Origin of the sequence: Pontibacillus yanchengensis (genome assembly GCF_009856295.1) — a bacterium.
Taxonomy (GTDB): Bacteria; Bacillota; Bacilli; order Bacillales; family BH030062; genus Pontibacillus; species Pontibacillus yanchengensis_A.
The window spans coordinates 136,897-153,518 of record NZ_WMEU01000001.1; the positions used below are offsets into that span (position 1 = coordinate 136,897).

At 36.3% G+C, this 16,622-nt stretch carries 15 protein-coding genes and 1 riboswitch; of the genes, 8 read left to right on the forward strand and 7 right to left on the reverse strand.

Going from position 1 to position 16,622, the window contains the following annotated elements; all coding sequences use genetic code 11:
• Positions 1–218: 218 nt before the first annotated feature.
• The 3 genes from GLW08_RS00645 (at position 219) to cysI (ending at position 5,394) form a co-directional block, all read left to right on the forward strand.
• On the forward strand, positions 219–1,196 hold the full coding sequence (locus tag GLW08_RS00645; RefSeq protein ID WP_160846669.1) for a zinc-binding dehydrogenase: 978 nt from the start codon (positions 219–221) through the stop codon (positions 1,194–1,196).
• Between the two features lie 245 nt (positions 1,197–1,441).
• Positions 1,442–1,569: riboswitch (SAM riboswitch) on the forward strand.
• 241 nt (positions 1,570–1,810) lie between these two features.
• Positions 1,811–3,661: an assimilatory sulfite reductase (NADPH) flavoprotein subunit gene (locus GLW08_RS00650; protein ID WP_160846671.1), complete on the forward strand. Its 1,851-nt coding sequence runs from the start codon at positions 1,811–1,813 to the stop codon at positions 3,659–3,661.
• A gap of 20 nt (positions 3,662–3,681) precedes the next feature.
• Positions 3,682–5,394 carry an assimilatory sulfite reductase (NADPH) hemoprotein subunit gene (cysI, locus tag GLW08_RS00655; RefSeq protein ID WP_160846672.1) on the forward strand — a complete coding sequence of 571 codons (1,713 nt, stop codon included), beginning with the start codon at positions 3,682–3,684 and terminating at the stop codon, positions 5,392–5,394.
• 74 nt (positions 5,395–5,468) lie between these two features.
• Here cysI and GLW08_RS00660 read toward each other — a convergent pair whose 3' ends face one another.
• Genes GLW08_RS00660 through GLW08_RS00675 form a run of 4 tightly spaced genes read right to left on the reverse strand, consistent with a single transcriptional unit; the run spans position 5,469 to position 8,804 of the window.
• Entirely contained in the window at positions 5,469–5,795 is a 327-nt protein-coding gene (locus tag GLW08_RS00660) for an EamA family transporter (protein WP_202406223.1), read from the reverse strand.
• Positions 5,788–6,135: an EamA family transporter gene (locus tag GLW08_RS00665; protein WP_160846673.1), complete on the reverse strand. Its 348-nt coding sequence runs from the start codon at positions 6,133–6,135 to the stop codon at positions 5,788–5,790. Before GLW08_RS00665 ends, GLW08_RS00660 begins: the two co-directional genes overlap by 8 nt.
• Positions 6,128–7,867: a DUF6020 family protein gene (locus tag GLW08_RS00670; protein ID WP_160846674.1), complete on the reverse strand. Its 1,740-nt coding sequence runs from the start codon at positions 7,865–7,867 to the stop codon at positions 6,128–6,130. The genes GLW08_RS00665 and GLW08_RS00670 overlap by 8 nt, the downstream gene beginning before the upstream one ends.
• Positions 7,860–8,804, reverse strand: coding sequence for a glycosyltransferase family 2 protein (locus GLW08_RS00675; RefSeq protein ID WP_160846675.1), 945 nt, complete (start codon positions 8,802–8,804; stop codon positions 7,860–7,862). Before GLW08_RS00675 ends, GLW08_RS00670 begins: the two co-directional genes overlap by 8 nt.
• Before the next feature lie 370 nt (positions 8,805–9,174).
• On the opposite strand from GLW08_RS00675, the gene GLW08_RS00680 reads away from it, so the two are divergent.
• From GLW08_RS00680 to GLW08_RS00690, 3 genes are all read left to right on the forward strand, one after another.
• Entirely contained in the window at positions 9,175–9,387 is a 213-nt protein-coding gene (locus GLW08_RS00680; RefSeq protein WP_160846677.1) for a hypothetical protein, read from the forward strand.
• Between the two features lie 267 nt (positions 9,388–9,654).
• The gene (locus GLW08_RS00685; RefSeq protein WP_160846678.1) at positions 9,655–10,887 is read left to right on the forward strand and encodes an NAD-dependent epimerase/dehydratase family protein; all 1,233 of its coding nucleotides are present in this window, start codon (positions 9,655–9,657) and stop codon (positions 10,885–10,887) included.
• A gap of 145 nt (positions 10,888–11,032) precedes the next feature.
• A complete protein-coding gene (locus tag GLW08_RS00690; protein WP_160846679.1) occupies positions 11,033–11,281 on the forward strand; it encodes a hypothetical protein in 249 nt (82 codons plus the stop codon).
• A 172-nt stretch (positions 11,282–11,453) separates the two neighbouring features.
• On the opposite strand, the gene GLW08_RS00695 is transcribed toward GLW08_RS00690, so the two are convergent.
• Positions 11,454–13,007: a BCCT family transporter gene (locus tag GLW08_RS00695; protein ID WP_337193873.1), complete on the reverse strand. Its 1,554-nt coding sequence runs from the start codon at positions 13,005–13,007 to the stop codon at positions 11,454–11,456.
• Positions 13,008–13,452: 445 nt separating this feature from the next.
• Between GLW08_RS00695 and GLW08_RS00700 the strand changes: the two genes are divergently transcribed.
• Positions 13,453–13,824: an rRNA methyltransferase gene (locus GLW08_RS00700; RefSeq protein WP_160846680.1), complete on the forward strand. Its 372-nt coding sequence runs from the start codon at positions 13,453–13,455 to the stop codon at positions 13,822–13,824.
• Between the two features lie 279 nt (positions 13,825–14,103).
• Positions 14,104–14,688 (forward strand): tyrosine-type recombinase/integrase, encoded by a 585-nt coding sequence (locus GLW08_RS00705; protein WP_160846681.1) that lies wholly within the window; start codon positions 14,104–14,106, stop codon positions 14,686–14,688.
• Between the two features lie 612 nt (positions 14,689–15,300).
• Here the strand turns inward: GLW08_RS00705 and GLW08_RS21745 are convergent.
• Together GLW08_RS21745 and GLW08_RS00715 are read right to left on the reverse strand one after the other, a co-directional pair.
• A complete protein-coding gene (locus GLW08_RS21745) occupies positions 15,301–15,498 on the reverse strand; it encodes a helix-hairpin-helix domain-containing protein (protein ID WP_237458248.1) in 198 nt (65 codons plus the stop codon).
• A gap of 278 nt (positions 15,499–15,776) precedes the next feature.
• Positions 15,777–16,349, reverse strand: a complete 573-nt coding sequence (locus GLW08_RS00715) for a hypothetical protein (protein WP_160846683.1) — start codon at positions 16,347–16,349, stop codon at positions 15,777–15,779.
• Positions 16,350–16,622 lie beyond the last annotated feature (273 nt).

Here is a 16,622-nt window from a genome sequence, read left to right on the forward strand (position 1 = left end):
AAGCTGCTCTTCATATTAGTGGAGAGCAGTTTTTTACATATAAATACTAACAAATTCTTCAATATCAAACTCTGAAAAGACTGAGATGACTACAAAAATACAATGGCTTACTTTTTAAAAAGCAAATTGGTGCATGTATGTAAATCTATCATGCTATGATGGAATTTAGTTTTTAATTTTGAATAAGGATATCTATTTATATTTGGAGGTATTTTATAATGAGGGCATTACTATTACAAGAAGCAGGAAAGTGGCGTGAGATGGAGATACAAGAAGTTCCAAAACCAGAACCAAATATAAACGAAGTGCTTGTTCGGATTGAAGGTGCGGGATTGAATCCAGTTGATTATAAGGTTGCTACAAATGGTCACCCAGAATGGACTTATCCTCATATATTAGGAGTAGATGGGGCAGGAATCGTGGAGGAGATAGGGAGAGATGTAACAGAGGTGAAACCCGGAGATCGAGTGGTCTATCATGGAAATATGATAAAGGATGGGAACTTTGCTGAGTTTTCTGTTGTACCTTCTCACACGGTTTCCCTTATACCAGAATCCGTTCCATTTGAAGAGGCGGTGGCATTACCTTGTGCAGGATATACTGCTTACCAATCATTGTTCAGAAAAATGACGTTAGAGGCAGGGCAAACAATCCTAATTCATGCTGGGGCTGGTGGAGTAGGTGGCTTTGCCATTCAGCTAGCGAAATATGCAGGGTTACATGTAATCACCACAGCATCAGCAGAAAATCATCAATTTGTTTACCAGCTAGGTGCAGATTATGCGATAGATTATAAAGAACATGACTTTGTCAAAAGAACACTAGAGTTTACAGAAGGACGAGGGGTGCATGCCGTTCTTGATACGGTCGGTTCTGAGAATGCTACTAGGTCAATTGAGACTCTTGCATTTAATGGCCACATTGCATTTATTGCAGGAGCTCCTGATATTTCAAATAACATTGATTTCAAACGTGCCCTTTCGTTCCATCAAGTTGCTTTAGGTGGTGCACATATGGTGAATACTCTGCATCAGCAAAGGGATTTAGCACGAATGGGAAATGAAATGCTTGAGCTACTTTCAGAAGGTCATATCACTTCATTAGTGGAGGATGTCATCTCTTTAGAAAATGTCCCTGGAGCTTTAGACCGATTGTCATCACGACATAGTCGCGGAAAAATTGTAGCTAAGCCATAGAGGGAAGTATTCAAATGACAAGCTTTTGATTAATGGTGTCCTGCTTCACTTATCTATTCACCTAAAATTTTTTAGTTAGAAACAACATTTTATTGGTATGTTATGGTTAAAATGGAATGCGCGAATAGAAAAGCTTAGTCATTGTAGAGAATTATATAAATTTTCTAATAATCTATTGACTTTTCATCTAAATCAGCATATTATGTGAACCAATCATTCATTTTGACAACAATTTTATACCCTTTTTCTTATCTAGAGAGGTGGAGGGACTGGCCCGTTGAAACCTCGGCATCGGTTTTGTAAGCTAGACCGTCTGTTTATCATATACTGTGCCAATACCAGCGGGTGCACAAAGCACTCCGAAGGATAAGAAGAGTACGGTTACATAGTTGCAGTGTGTACCTCTCTTCTTGTCGTAGAAGAGAGGTATTTTCATTTGTAATGAGTGAAGAACGAAAATACGTGAATAGATTATCCCTGCATAAATAGCAGGGAAATAATTTTACACATAAATCCGATTAAACAACTCGGATTACAATGAGATTGGATGTATGAATACGTAAAGGTATTCATAGTAATAAAAATAATAGTTTTCCTTTGTGAGGTGGGTATGTTTGCATTTTCAAGTAACAAATAGTCCTTTTAATGAAGAACAAGTACAGCTCTTAAATCAACTTTTTCCGACGTTAACAGAATCTCAGAAACTTTGGCTAAGTGGGTACCTTGCTGCAGGACAGAGTACAGAAGCAACTGATGTTAACGCACCAGTTGCTCAAGGTGCAACAGAGTCTCAAGCAATCACCCAGCAATCAAGCCAAACTCCAGCTCGAGAGGTTACAGTACTATACGGATCACAAACTGGTAATGCACAAACGTTAGCGGAGGAATTAACACAAAAACTCCAAGAGAAAAACATAGAAGTAACCGTTTCTTCATTGGATGACTTTAAACCAAAAAACATCAAGAAAGTTCAAGATTTACTTATCTTAACCAGTACACACGGAGAGGGTGAACCTCCTGATAACGCACTAACATTTTACGAGTTTATTTATAGCAAGCGAGCGCCAGAACTAGAAGATCTACGGTTTTCGATTTTATCATTAGGAGATACGTCATATGAATTTTTCTGTCAAACTGGTAAAGATTTTGATCAACGACTAGAAGAATTAGGAGGAACACGTTTATATCCACGAGTAGATTGTGATTTAGATTTTGAAGAGCCTGCTGCTGAATGGTTTGAAGGAGTCCTAAATGAATTAGACCAAAGCCAACAATCAAATAAGGAAGTTGGGTCCACAGAAGGTATAAACCCTTCACCTTCCAATACTTCAGAATCTGTATATTCTAAGAAAAACCCATTCAGGGCAGAAATTTTAGAAAACCTTAATTTAAATGGGCGAGGATCAAATAAAGAAACACGACATCTAGAATTAGATTTAGAAGGCTCACAATTATTATTTGAACCTGGAGACGCAGTAGGTATATATCCCGAAAACGATCCTGTTCTAGTCGACAACTTTATTGTAGAAATGAATTGGAATCCGGAAGAACTCATTACCGTAAGTAAGGATGGAGAGCAACAAGTATTGCGAGATGCATTGACCTCGACTTATGAGATTACCAACATAACTAAACCTTTATTAGAGAAGTTGGCTCAGCTAACCAATCATGAGGAGCTTCACTCATTACTAGAATCTGATAAAAGTGAAGAGTTAAAGGCATATATTTATGGGCGTGACTTGATTGATTTAGCTCGTGAGTTTGGACCTTGGGAGGTTTCAGCCAATGACTTTGTGCAAAACCTCCGAAAGCTTCCACCTCGTTTATACTCTATTGCTAGTAGTTTGACGGCTAATCCAGACGAAGTGCACCTTACTATTGGTGCATTAAGATATGATGCACATGGGAGAGCTCGTACGGGGGTTTGTTCCGGGCAGTGTGCTGAACGATTACAACCAGGTGATTCTCTACCAATCTACATTCAGAAAAATTCTAACTTCAAGCTACCCGACACGTTAGATACACCAGTTATTATGATTGGAGCAGGAACTGGTGTTGCTCCATATAGAGCTTTCCTAGAAGAATGGGAAGAGAATGATGCAGAAGGGGATACATGGTTGTTCTTTGGGGAACAGCATTTCGTTACAGACTTCCTTTATCAAATTGAATGGCAAAAGTGGCTAAAAGAAGGGGTTTTAACGAAAATGGATGTTGCTTTTTCCCGTGATACCGAAGAAAAAGTATATGTGCAGCATCGCATGCTTGAAAAAGGAAAAGAACTTTATCAATGGATTCAAGCTGGGGCTTATGTGTACGTTTGTGGGGATGAAAAATATATGGCCAAAGATGTTCATTCGGCTTTGTTGACGATTTTTGAACGTGAAGGCGGAATGAGTGAGGCAGAAGCAGAAGTCTATTTAGCTGATATGAGAAGCCACAAACGATATCAACGTGACGTTTATTAACTGTAGAAAGGGGTTAAAGCATGAGCACAAAAAACGGGCAGCAAGATAAAGCATTAGATGTAATGGAACGAATTAAAAGTGAAAGTAACTACCTAAGAGGTACGTTAGTAGAGGACTTTGCTAACCGTATTACAGCAAGTATTCCAGAAGAACAAACGAAATTACTAAAGTTTCATGGTAGCTACATGCAAGATGATCGAGACCTGCGAAACGAACGTAAACAACAAAAACTAGAACCTGCCTATCAATTTATGATTCGTGTGCGTGCACCAGGTGGAGTAGCAACGCCTGAACAATGGTTAGCGATGGATAAACTTGCAAACACGTATGGGAATGAAACACTCAAGCTGACGACGCGACAAGCTTTTCAACTGCATGGTATTTTGAAGTGGAATATGAAGAAAACTATACAAGAGATAGATGCAGTACTGATGGATAGTATAGCTGCGTGTGGAGATGTGAATCGTAACGTTATGGCGAATGCCAACCCTTATCAATCTGATATACATGCTGAAGTCTATGAGTGGTCCAAAAAAGTTAGTGATCATCTTACCCCTCAAACACGAGCTTACCATGAAATCTGGTTAGATGAAGAAAAAGTCATTGATAGTCGTGATTCAGTTGAGCAAGAACCAATCTATGGATCTACTTATTTGCCACGTAAATTTAAAATTGGCGTAGCAGTGCCACCTTCTAATGATGTGGATGTATTTAGTCAAGATATTGGGTTTATTGCTATCATTGAAGAAGGGAAATTACAAGGGTTTAACATATCTGTAGGTGGCGGAATGGGGATGACACATGGAGATACAGATACGTATCCTCAATTAGGTCGCGTTATTGGTTTTTGCTCAGCTGACCAAGTTGTAGATGTGGCAGAGAAAATTGTGACGATTCAACGTGATTATGGAAACCGTCATGAACGAAAAAACGCTCGTTTCAAGTACACAGTGGATAAATACGGCGTTGATTGGATTATTAATGAGTTAAACAATCGACTAGGATGGGATATTGAAAAAGCTCGTGCCTACCATTTTGATCATAATGGCGATCGCTATGGATGGGTACAAGGTGATGGAAAATGGCATCTAACGTTATTTATTCAGAATGGAAGAATTAAGGATACAGAGGATTATAAGCTTATGACAGGTCTTCGGGAAATTGCGCAGGTTCACACGGGTGATTTCCGACTTACTGCCAATCAAAATGTGGTTGTATCCAATGTAACAGAGGATATGAAACCTGCAATCGATCAATTAGTAGAACAGTATGGCTTAACAGATGGGAAGGAAAATTCAGCTCTTCGTAGGAATTCTATGGCCTGTGTTGCATTTCCAACTTGCGGATTGGCAATGGCAGAGTCAGAACGATATCTTCCATCCCTTATAGATAAAATAGAAGTTATACTGGATGAAGCTGGATTAAAAGATGAAGAGATTGTCATTCGTATGACAGGATGCCCCAATGGGTGTGCTCGACCTGCCTTAGGTGAAATTGGTTTTATCGGAAAAGGTCCTGGAAAGTACAATATGTACTTAGGAGCAGGATTTACTGGTAATCGCTTAAATAAACTATACCGTGAGAACATAGGGGAAGAAGAAATTCTAAGTACGTTAAAACCTATTTTGTTTGAATATGCCAAGGACAGACAAGAAAGCGAAAAGTTTGGTGATTACGTTATTCGTGCCGGATATGTAAAAGAAGTTACGTCAGGTACAAACTTTCATGAGTAATAAAAATGGCGCACTCTTAAAAGAGATGCGCCATTTTTCTATATTAGCTGAAGGGAGCGATTACGGCTAAACTATTACAAGACAAGTAGAACCGATCCACCTGAAATGAGAAGTACACCGATTATTTTTTTTGCTGTGATCGTTTCATGTAGAAATATAGCAGAAAGAAGCATCGTCCAGATATATGTCACAGAGGTGATAGGATATACCACTGTATAGGGAAGCAGGGTTAAAAGGTAAATATTTAGAAGTGCTCCAGCTAAATAAAATGTACCTCCTGTTCCAACCTTCATTAGGAATGGGATATTCAAACCTAAGGGATAATCTCCAGCTTTCTTAAAGAAAAAGCCACCAAGAGAGCCAAACAACGTCATCAAAAGGACCAAAAAAAGGCTAATCATCACCACCTCCAATTAAAACGACTCCTAGAATGATTAGGACAATACCGGAAAAGTGAGTAAATTCAATTGTCTCCCCAACAAGAAATACACCTAGAAATAGAGCAAATATATAGCCAAGACTTAACAAGGGATGAAGAACAGATAAACTCCCAAAACGAAAGGAGACAATCATGAGTACAGCTCCTAGAAAATAGAAACCAAACCCACCAATTAAACTTGGATTGATTCCGGCATCTGAAAGTTTCCAAAACATTTGGCCTAAAGAAGTAAAGAAGGCTGCAAATGTCATCAAGATTATACCAGTACTATTCTTTTTGATTGATTGTGTAAATCTACTCATGAGCGTCCCTCATCTTGGTTTGACCAATCCACATCATTGCAATTAAGAAAAGGGCAACTGGAACATTGGAGAATAGATACCTGAAATCCTGAGCGGGTAAAGTAGCAGCAACAGAACCAATATTCAAAAGAACAGGTAAGGAAATAAGCCACATACTAGCTCGTTTATAAAACTTCATCCATGCGGTAAAGGTAAGGAATACAATCGCAAATAGATAACTAGCTGGTCTCCAAATCGTTGTAAGAAAGTTCTTTTCACTATCTTCCAAATACTCTTTAACGTTCGATGTGATACTTGGAAAGAATATCTTATTTTCTAAGCCATACTCGTTATCTTTATAAATGTAGGTCAAAAAGTTAGAAGTGTATCCAGGTTTTTTAGGTTCGTGCATTTGCCACACAATAGAAGTCTCCTTGAGAAAGGCTTCCATGGCTAAGCCAGGATTTTGGATAACCATTCCTGACCACACTTTTAGAAATGCACCTAAGTCATTTGCGATAAATGTATCATCGTATTCACCAGAAAATTTAATCGGATCTACCTTATAAGGATGATAGAACTTTTCCCACATAGGAAGCGGCATAACATTCGAAACATATGCCTCTTGATCTTCGGTCAGATCCCCGTTGATGACGATATTGGCCATTTGCTGTGTTGGTATTCCCAAAGCTTCTTTTGCTTCAGTAGGTCTTACATCTAAAGCTGAAAATATAGGTCCAGTAACCACGATGTATATGGCTAATACAGCTATAAAATTAGCACAGAGCGGCTTCCAGTGTTTTCGAAAAACGATTAGAAGTAAAATCCCCATTACTAGAAAGACAGGAAATCCATTGTGGCGAAAAAAAGCTACGCCTAGAGACGTAATAAACAACAGAAGCAGATTACTTTTTTGCGTTAACCATGTCCCTCTAGAAAAGACAATGTTAAACGTTAGCACGCAGAAAAGAAACAGTACAATACTATAGAGAACGTCTTTCCAAAGAGAAACGGAATAAATCCCAAGTACTGGCCAAGCAGCAACTAGGACTGTGAATAAGCTAAGCCAAACAAATGATACACCTTGTTTTTCAATGGACTTCATTCCATACGCCCAAACCAAAGCCATCATAAATACTTGAAATAAAGCGAGAACACCCGGCGAATCCCATATTTGAACAAGGACGGTTAAAAGCCAAGTGTGTACGAGAGGGTGCCAGTTACTCCAGTCATATGAATGAGCTTGTCCCCATTGAGAGAGAGAATCTGGTGTCATGGTAGCTGGGAAAAAGGCTATAAAATAAACCAACCAAGCCAAAAATGGGATAACAAAATAAACAAGAAAGCTAAATTTACTAGAGCTGCCACTTATATCTAATTGAATCAGTTGGGCAATCCCGATAAATAACAAACAAACATACACCAAATAGGTAACCAAATACACACTCATTAACATGAAGTATGTTTCAATGTGAGATTGGTCTGGGGCACTACTGGCCATTAAAAGTACAGGGAAGATAAGTCCAAATGGGAGTATCCATTTTAGATAAGACCTTGAAAAAAGTATGGAATTATTCCATGAGAATGATGTAATTGCGCGATAAGCGAGTAGCATAAATAAACAAAATAATATAGCACCAATAAACATGGTGAATGGATAAAAGGGCTCATAGAAAGAAATGATACCTGCAGTAGCAATAAAACTGACTACTGCAGATACCATTAGACGTATAAATGGGGAAAGGTTAGTCATTTTGATTCCCCCTAATTCGGTTATACAAATGATTTAATTCAAGTTCATACTGCTTTCGATTCGTAGCGCTCATGACATCTAAAATGAGTCCACATGCAAAGGAGAGAACGCCAAGTATCATAAAGCCAGTAGCTAGTATAGCGGAAGGAACCTTGGATACATATCCAGTGCTTACAAATTCTGAAATCACAGGAACTCCTACGATAAGACCTAACAAAATAAGTACTAGCGTCCATAGAGAAAAGAAAACGAACGGTTTATACTCCTTAAACAATGTAAATATCATTCGTAATACCTTCATTCCATCTGAGAAGGTATTCAGTTTTGATTCACTACCTTCAGGACGATCGCGATAATCCACAGGAACTTCTTTTAGTAGAAATTTTTTATCCAAGGAATGAATGCTCATTTCCGTTTCAATCGCAAAGCCAGAACTCATAACAGGCATTGATTTTACAAATAACTGGTCGAAAGCACGATAACCAGTCATGATATCGGTTATGTCGCTTTTGTATAAACGATTAATTAAACCTTTTACTAAACGATTCCCAAACCCATGGAATTGTCGTTTGTTTTCATCATAATACGTACCATTACTCAGGCGATCACCAATCGTCATATTCGCTTTTTTCTCTCGAATAGGTTGTATAAGGTCATGCACATACTCAGGAGGATACGTATCATCTCCGTCAGCCATCACATATATGTCCGCATCTATTTCACGAAACATGGAGCGGACTACATTTCCCTTCCCTTGTCGCCATTCCATTCGAACAATTGCTCCATGTTCTCTAGCGACTTCGGAAGTACGGTCTGAGGAATTGTTGTCATAAACATAAATCGTTGAATCGGGAAGTTCTGTTTTGAAGTCATCAATTACTTTCCCAATTGTCTGTTCCTCGTTATAGCAAGGAAGCAAAATGGCAATTCTCTCCATATCGGCACCTCTTGTTCATCAGTTGTTTCATACAAATGTTAGAATATCAGATTTAAGGGTTTCTTTCTAGAAGTTCCTTTTGTTGCTTTCTAGATATTCTGGATTCCTAATACCTCTTAAATAAGTTATACCCTTTTAACTACTACTCATTCGTATTTTTCATACAATGGAAGATGTTCGTTTCACACAAGGTTTTTAGCGTTTACTTATTTATTTTTACACGGAGGGGAAATAGATGTTCATTTCACAGGAACAAAATCAACTAATCTATATAAAAATTCTTGAAATTTCGCGGTAAAGCTGAAAGTTTTTAAGATTATTTGAGCATGCTGAAATTGGTGAATTTGTTGATAGAACCTCTAAAGGGGAAGTGGGATATAATACGCAAATACAGTTACCGAACTATATCAATGTTTATTTCACTGGAACTCATGTAGGAACAGAAGAAGGGGAGAAGCTACTTCATATGAATGGTATTGAACCTGATTATACAGTTGGACCTTCTATTGAAACAATTAAGGAAGGAGAGGATGAAGTTATTAATAAGGCCCTTGAAGTACTTGAAGATAAACAAAAGCAATAACTCAACAGTTTGTTACATTCTCTCTTAGTAAGGCTTTATCCTTTCTTTCACAGGACTTCATCTTCTCCTTTCGTGTAAAAATCATATATAGATGACATGAATAGGTTGCACTGCTTTCCCCCTTTAGATATGATTAAAAAGTAGTTGTTATAAAAGAGATAACTACATCATACGTGTGTTATTGATTATTTAGTCGCTACGAACAAGTTATTCCAATACTTTCTTTCCTAAGAAAATAATATACTAATGGATAAAGGGTGTATCGAAATGAATTTAGAAAGTAATCATTTACAATCAAAGAAAAAGATTATTGTCTTAGGAGGAGATGGATTCTGTGGTTGGCCTACAAGTCTACATCTTTCTAACTTGGGTCATGAAGTCATTATCATCGATAATCTCTCCAGACGTAATATTGACAATGAACTAGAAGCAGAATCATTAACTCCTATTCAGCCAATGGGTACTAGGCTGAAAGTATGGGAAGATGTTTCTGGTCAGAAAATGGGGTTTTATAATATTGATATAGCAGAAGAGTACGATCATCTTCTTGAAATATTACATAGTGAGCAACCAGATGTCATTGTACATTTTGCTGAGCAACGTTCAGCCCCTTACTCGATGAAATCACCTAAACATAAGCGTTATACTGTAAATAACAATATTAATGGAACTCATAATGTATTATGTGCTATTGAAGATTCAGGGCTAGATATTCATCTCGTACACTTAGGAACAATGGGGGTTTATGGATATGGAACAGCTGGTATGGAGATTCCTGAAGGATATTTAGATATTGAAGTGACAACTGATTCAGGAGAAAGAGTCCAACAGCAAATTCTTTATCCGACAAATCCTGGTTCCATTTATCACATGACAAAGACACAAGATCAATTGTTATTCCATTACTACAATAAAAATGACAATTTACGAATTACTGATCTTCACCAAGGAATTGTGTGGGGTACAAATACAATCGAAACAAAGATGGACGAACGTCTAATCAATCGTTTTGATTATGATGGAGACTATGGTACTGTATTAAATCGTTTCTTAATGCAGGCTGCTGTTGGGTATCCTATTACCGTTCATGGCACTGGTGGACAAACAAGAGCATTCATCCATATTCAAGATACAGTACGCTGTATTGAACTGGCTATTGAGAATCCACCAGCTCGTGAAGATAGAGTCATGATTTTTAACCAAATGACAGAAACGCATCGTATAAACGACCTAGCAAAATTAGTGAGTGAACTTACAGGTGGGGAAATCGCATATGTATCCAACCCTCGTAAAGAAGCAGCAGAAAACGATCTTCATGTAAAAAATGATTTATTCCTTTCAAAAGGATTGAATCCTACAACTTTAGATAACGGACTATTACAGGAAGTAACAGAAATAGCTCAAAAGTACTCCCATCGTGCAGACTATTCTAAAATACCTGCGAAGAGCACATGGACAAAAGAACAACAACCAGGCATTCCAGATGCGGAGAAAGAATAGTACACAGTCAACCAGGGTCCTAAAGGATCCTGGTTTATTTGTATGTAATTAATTTAAAAAGGGCTGTTAAAGGTAATTGTTGATACTTAATTGAAACAAACGTACGTTCTAAATCAGAGTAAGTGTAAGAAAGATTATCAGAGATTTGAATTCTCACGAAGAATTAAAAATTTTTTCCCTTTATCCAGAAGAAAAGCAAATTACCATTCGCTATAATAAACTCAATGAACAAGAAGTACAAATCACTACCATTACTAATTCTACCTTTATCTTTAATTTAGTTAGCGATGTTGAAAAGATCATTTTTAGATTTGGTGAAAGAAGATATGATATAAAAAATAAGGAAGAATTGGATAATTGGTATAAAAGAATTAAGATCTTTGATTCAAAGTAACATGGATAATCCACAAAAATTCGACCGTTTATTTGAAAATCAGACTTTATGTATTAAGGGAATACCAATATTCGGTGTTCCCTTTATAATGTTAATAATCAACAATAAACGTTACTCAGCCTAAATAAAAAAGAGGGTAAACCAGTATGGTTTACCCTCTTTCTATACTTAATTATTTAGCTGGATTCGTAGCTTCTGTTTTTGTTCTAACTTTTTTAGTTTTAGTTTCTTCTATTTCTTCTTTTGATTCACCAGGAATTGGTTCCGTTTTAAATGACTTGAGTAAACTTGCTATCATTAGCAACAGTATGATGGTCAATGGCAATCCACTAATGATAGCTGCAGCTTGTAAACCATCTAATCCTCCAGCTCCCATTAAAATAGCAGCAATAGCTGTAAGGATCACACCCCAACTAAACTTAACAAAGAATGGTGGGTTTAAGCTTCCGTTTGATGTTTGCATTCCTAAAACGAATGTTGCAGAGTCACCTGAAGTTACGAAGAATGTCATAATCAGGATAATCGCAATTACAGAAAGTAATCCGCTAAGTGGTAATTGATCAAATACGTAGAATAGCGAAGTTTCTAGGCTTTGACCAGCAACATCTAATCCTTGAACAAAATCAAAGAATATTCCTGCTCCGCCAAATACGCCAAACCATAGTGTACACACAAGTGATGGTGCAATCACAACTGCGACAAGAAATTCTCTTACGCTACGTCCTTTAGAAACACGTGCGATAAATGTACTAACAAATGGTGTCCAAGAAATCCACCATGCCCAGTAAAATATAGTCCAACCCTTAACCCAGGAGTTATTCTCTTCTTGGAACGGTGCAAAGCGAAGTCCCATACTAGTAAAATCTTTAATATATGAACCTAGAGTAGTAGAGAAGGTTTCTAATACGAATTGAGTTGGTCCTAGTAATAAGAATGCAAAGAATAGTGTCACTGCAAGAATTAGGTTCGTGTTACTAAGATACTTGATACCTTTTGATAACCCGGTAGCAGCAGAGTAAATGAATAATACTGCAGTAACTCCCATAATGATTAGTTGAACTGGGAATGTATTTGGAACACCCCACAAGTAGTTAAGTCCGCCATTTATTTGCTTGGCACCTACACCGAGAGAGATTGCAACGCCGAAAAGTGTAGCAAATACGGCAATAATATCAACAACATAACCTGCTTTCCCTTTCATTCGATCTCCGAATAAAGGAATTAAGGTCGCGCTCATTAATCCTGGCATGTCTTTCTTAAATTTAAAGTAAGCTAGTGCTAATGCAACAATTGCATATATAGCCCAAGCATGTATCCCCCAGTGAAGATAACTATATTTCAAGCCTTGTTTAGCAGATTCAATTGTTTGTGCCTCGCCAACAGGTGGGTTCGCATAGTGCGTTACCGGTTCGGATAATCCGTAGAATAATAGACCAATACCCATACCTGCACTGAATAACATGGCGAACCAAGTTAGTGTATTATATTCTGGTTTATCATCTTGTTTACCAAGCTTAATCTTTCCGAATTTACTAAATGCAATATAAATAGAAATGATAAGCATAAAGGTGACAGATAATTGATAAAACCACCCAAACTTATCTAAAATACCATTTCGAATTGTCATCATTACGTTTAATAAATGATCAGGGAAAATGGCACCCCAGGCAACGAATACAATTCCAATTGTTAAGGCATTCCAAAACATTGGTGTAAACTTATTCACATTTTTCCTCCTATGTTGTTTTATTTAATAATATTTTTTGTACAGTTATACATTTATGAACTGTACTGGTTTGATATTATATCGCATAATTCGAGTAATTACTACAATAAACTCTCAAGAATATATCATTTTGAAATTTCTGATAATTAAAAATCAGAAGATGTTATAATAAAATAAAATTAATAGGGAATTTATTTATTCATATTTTTCTTGATTAGGCACCCAAAGAAATCAACTATCATATGTGAAGAATGATAGTGGCGAAGTATTTTGAAACTAGTTACAGATACGATGTGAAGGAAAGAATAATAAGAGGTTTACTCTACCTAAACGTGCAAAAGTTATATATAATAATGCTACCTGAAATTATTTGTAATAGAGAAGTTTAGAATGGCCTACGGTTTGTATAAATTATAAACATAATAGTTAAGGAGAGATAAATAAAATGTGGAAATCAGTAAATGGATCATTAGTTCATACGACAGATATAAGTAGAGTGAAGTTCAGAACGAATATTAGTAAAACAGTACTTGAGAGACTAAAAAATGTAGCTGATAAAAACAATACTCATGTAAATTATTTAATGGAAACAGGTTTAGAATACGTTTTATCAGAAGGAGTTATAACGTTTAATAAAGATTTAAGACCAAAAGATCGAACTCAGTATAAAACTACATACGATAAAGAGTTGTTAGAGAAAGTTAAGGAATTTGCTAAAGAACATAACTTATATATAAATGATGTTATTGAGTATAGTGCTGATTTTGTGAATATAGAGAATAGTAAGAAGAGGGACCATAAACATAGAACAGAATAAGCTTTATTTTTTTATATCTTTTAACGCCCCGAACATAATATATATTATAGGAACTCTTTCCTGAACAATAACTTGTGTCTCATAAACCCAGTATACTTAAGATAGTGAGACAGAATTGAAAAAATGCTGTTACATCAACTTCTTATAATAAACATTATGTGAAAGCTATTCGGCTAACTTGACGATAATTTATTGGACTGTCTCCATAAGTTCCTGTGTCGTCCTATAATATGTTGGTTTCCGGATATAAGTTGGTGGTACGTCCAAATAATCCTATTCTTGGAGGTCATTCTCATTGGAAATCTGGACGAATTTTTACTCTATCTCGAAGTTGAACAAAATTACTCCAACAACACGCTTATTGGCTATGAGTCCGATTTAAAAAGCTTTTTGCACTTTTTGGAGCAACATAAACGCTCGACTAATGTGGATGATGTAAATCCAACAATTGTTCGTCGGTTTATCCAGTTTCAAATGGGAAAAGCTCATGTCAGCCCGCGGTCGATGCAGCGTCGTATTTCGTGCTTAAAGTCGTTTTGTAACTACTGCTTAACGAATAATCTGCTTTCTTCTGACTTCATGGCTGGCATCAAATATCCCAAATCGGATACCAAGCTTCCTGTATATATGAACCTACAGGAACTGAAACAACTGTTTGCAGGTTTGGATAAAGATGAACGCCCCCTCTCCCTTCGCAACGAAGCCATGATCAAACTGCTTGCGACAACTGGCATGCGGAAACAGGAACTCATCTCGTTGACCTGGGATCAGCTCGACTTCTATAATGAGACCATTCGGATTTTTGGAAAAAAAAGAGCGCCTCCTCCCCCTTCATTCCATGGTTGTTCCTATCATTGTTGTTAGGTATTTCAGTAGTGATGTTTATATGTATATCAAAATTTTCGTTTGGAGATGTGAAGACAGCATTCATTTCCCCTTTAGGCAAGTAATTTAGATTATAATACTGATTATAGAACTGTACACTTGCTTTACATAGTACAATTAAGGTGGTAAGAAGCCATTTCTTTGGAAACCTCCTCTTTTTTCTAAAGTCCGAACAATAATTCTCCTTATGATGTATCCTCCTCTCTCTTACTCTTTTAAGAGATTTAACATATTCTTTTACTTTTTGTTCTATTAATGGTATATATGCCAAATGTTTACATAAAATAATGAAATGTAAGCGCTATAATAACATGGGAGGGATCTATCATTATTAAGATTAAGAAAATTATAGGTTTTTTTCTAAACACAAAAATGAGTATTTATGATCCGAGAGTCTTCGAAGAAAAAGATGAAGTCACAAAAAAAAGAGAAATGAAATTAAATTAAGGGAATTATCAAGATAACATATAGTCCATACCTATTTTGAAAAGATTTCAGAACAACCAAGGAAACCAGGAGAATTTCAAATTTTCCTGGTCTTTATTTTCTAATCATACCAAGCCTTTTTAGGTCTGTTTTCAAGGAAACCTACTATCTCTCGATAAGCCTTTCTTTCTTCTGTTCAAACCACTGTTTGCTGCTATTAGGGTTATTTGCGTAGTTGATTACACAACGAATTTGGTCTTCCACACAACTATCAATACATAAACCTAACTCTTGCTCTAATTGGTCAAAAAGCTGAGCGCCATCCTCATTTTTAATTTCCGAAAAGGCAAAAATATTCAACATAAATACCAACTTTTCAGCTAGTTTATACCAATAGAAAGAACAGTTTAAAAATCAGCCAATCCATTTAAAGTCTCAGCTTCTCCAACTGGAATATCGAGCATGTTAGCTATTTGTTATGTATTAAAAGCATGTATATCGCTCATTTTGAGTTTAGCTTTTCGAAGTATTGATTTTTCTGCCTCAGATAGTGGCAATTTGGTAGTTGAACTCAAAAAATTCTCTCCTTTATCAAGGAACTAATAGCGCTTACTTATCTTGTTAGCATTATTGTTTTGAAGTTACTGTAGAGTTGATTCAATCTTCTTAAAAACAGAAGAGTAAACCCCTTGAACATTATCCCTCTGAAATTCATCATTCTCCACCCGGTAACCAAATCTGAACGTTTTGAATTCTTCTTTTGATTTTGGGTACCAAAGACCGGTAATAAAATCTTGAGTGTCATTAACTCTATCTTCATATTTTTCATAGCTGATTTGATTTTCCATGTTGATAAAAGGCATGTGTGATGCTTTCGATCTAACAAAAAATACTGGAACTTCAAGTGATTGATACGCATCTCTATACTTTTTGTGTGCTGCTTCACCTAAATATTCTTCCATAATAAAGACTGCATTATATTTATTCTTAGGGATATTTATTACCTCTGATAACTTTATTTCATGGAAGGTTACCTGTTCTTCTTTAACGTTTGGAGTGTCTCCTATTATTGCAATTGTGAGAGGAGTTCCTTTATATAGATCGGAGCTATTATTACTTTCAATTGCTTTATAATTCGTATTCATGACAGAACCAATAAATATACCAATAAATGCTAGAACAAGAACAATGATTAAAAATAGTAAATTTCTCATTTAATTCCTCCATCATAATATTTTGGAATCAAAAATTAAACAAAGATTACTTAATCCATTTAACTTAACCAGGGACTGTTAATACAATAGCAATATGTATTAGTGTAATTGTGATAATTGTTAACAATATGAAAATTCATTAAGTCAATAACTCCTTTAAGTGCTGTTTTATATACCCCACCACCAGTCTTACATGTTTTGATAGTTATATAACTCCAACAACTGAATGCTATTCAGAAACCCATAAGCACTAATAAAAATTTCAACAATTAA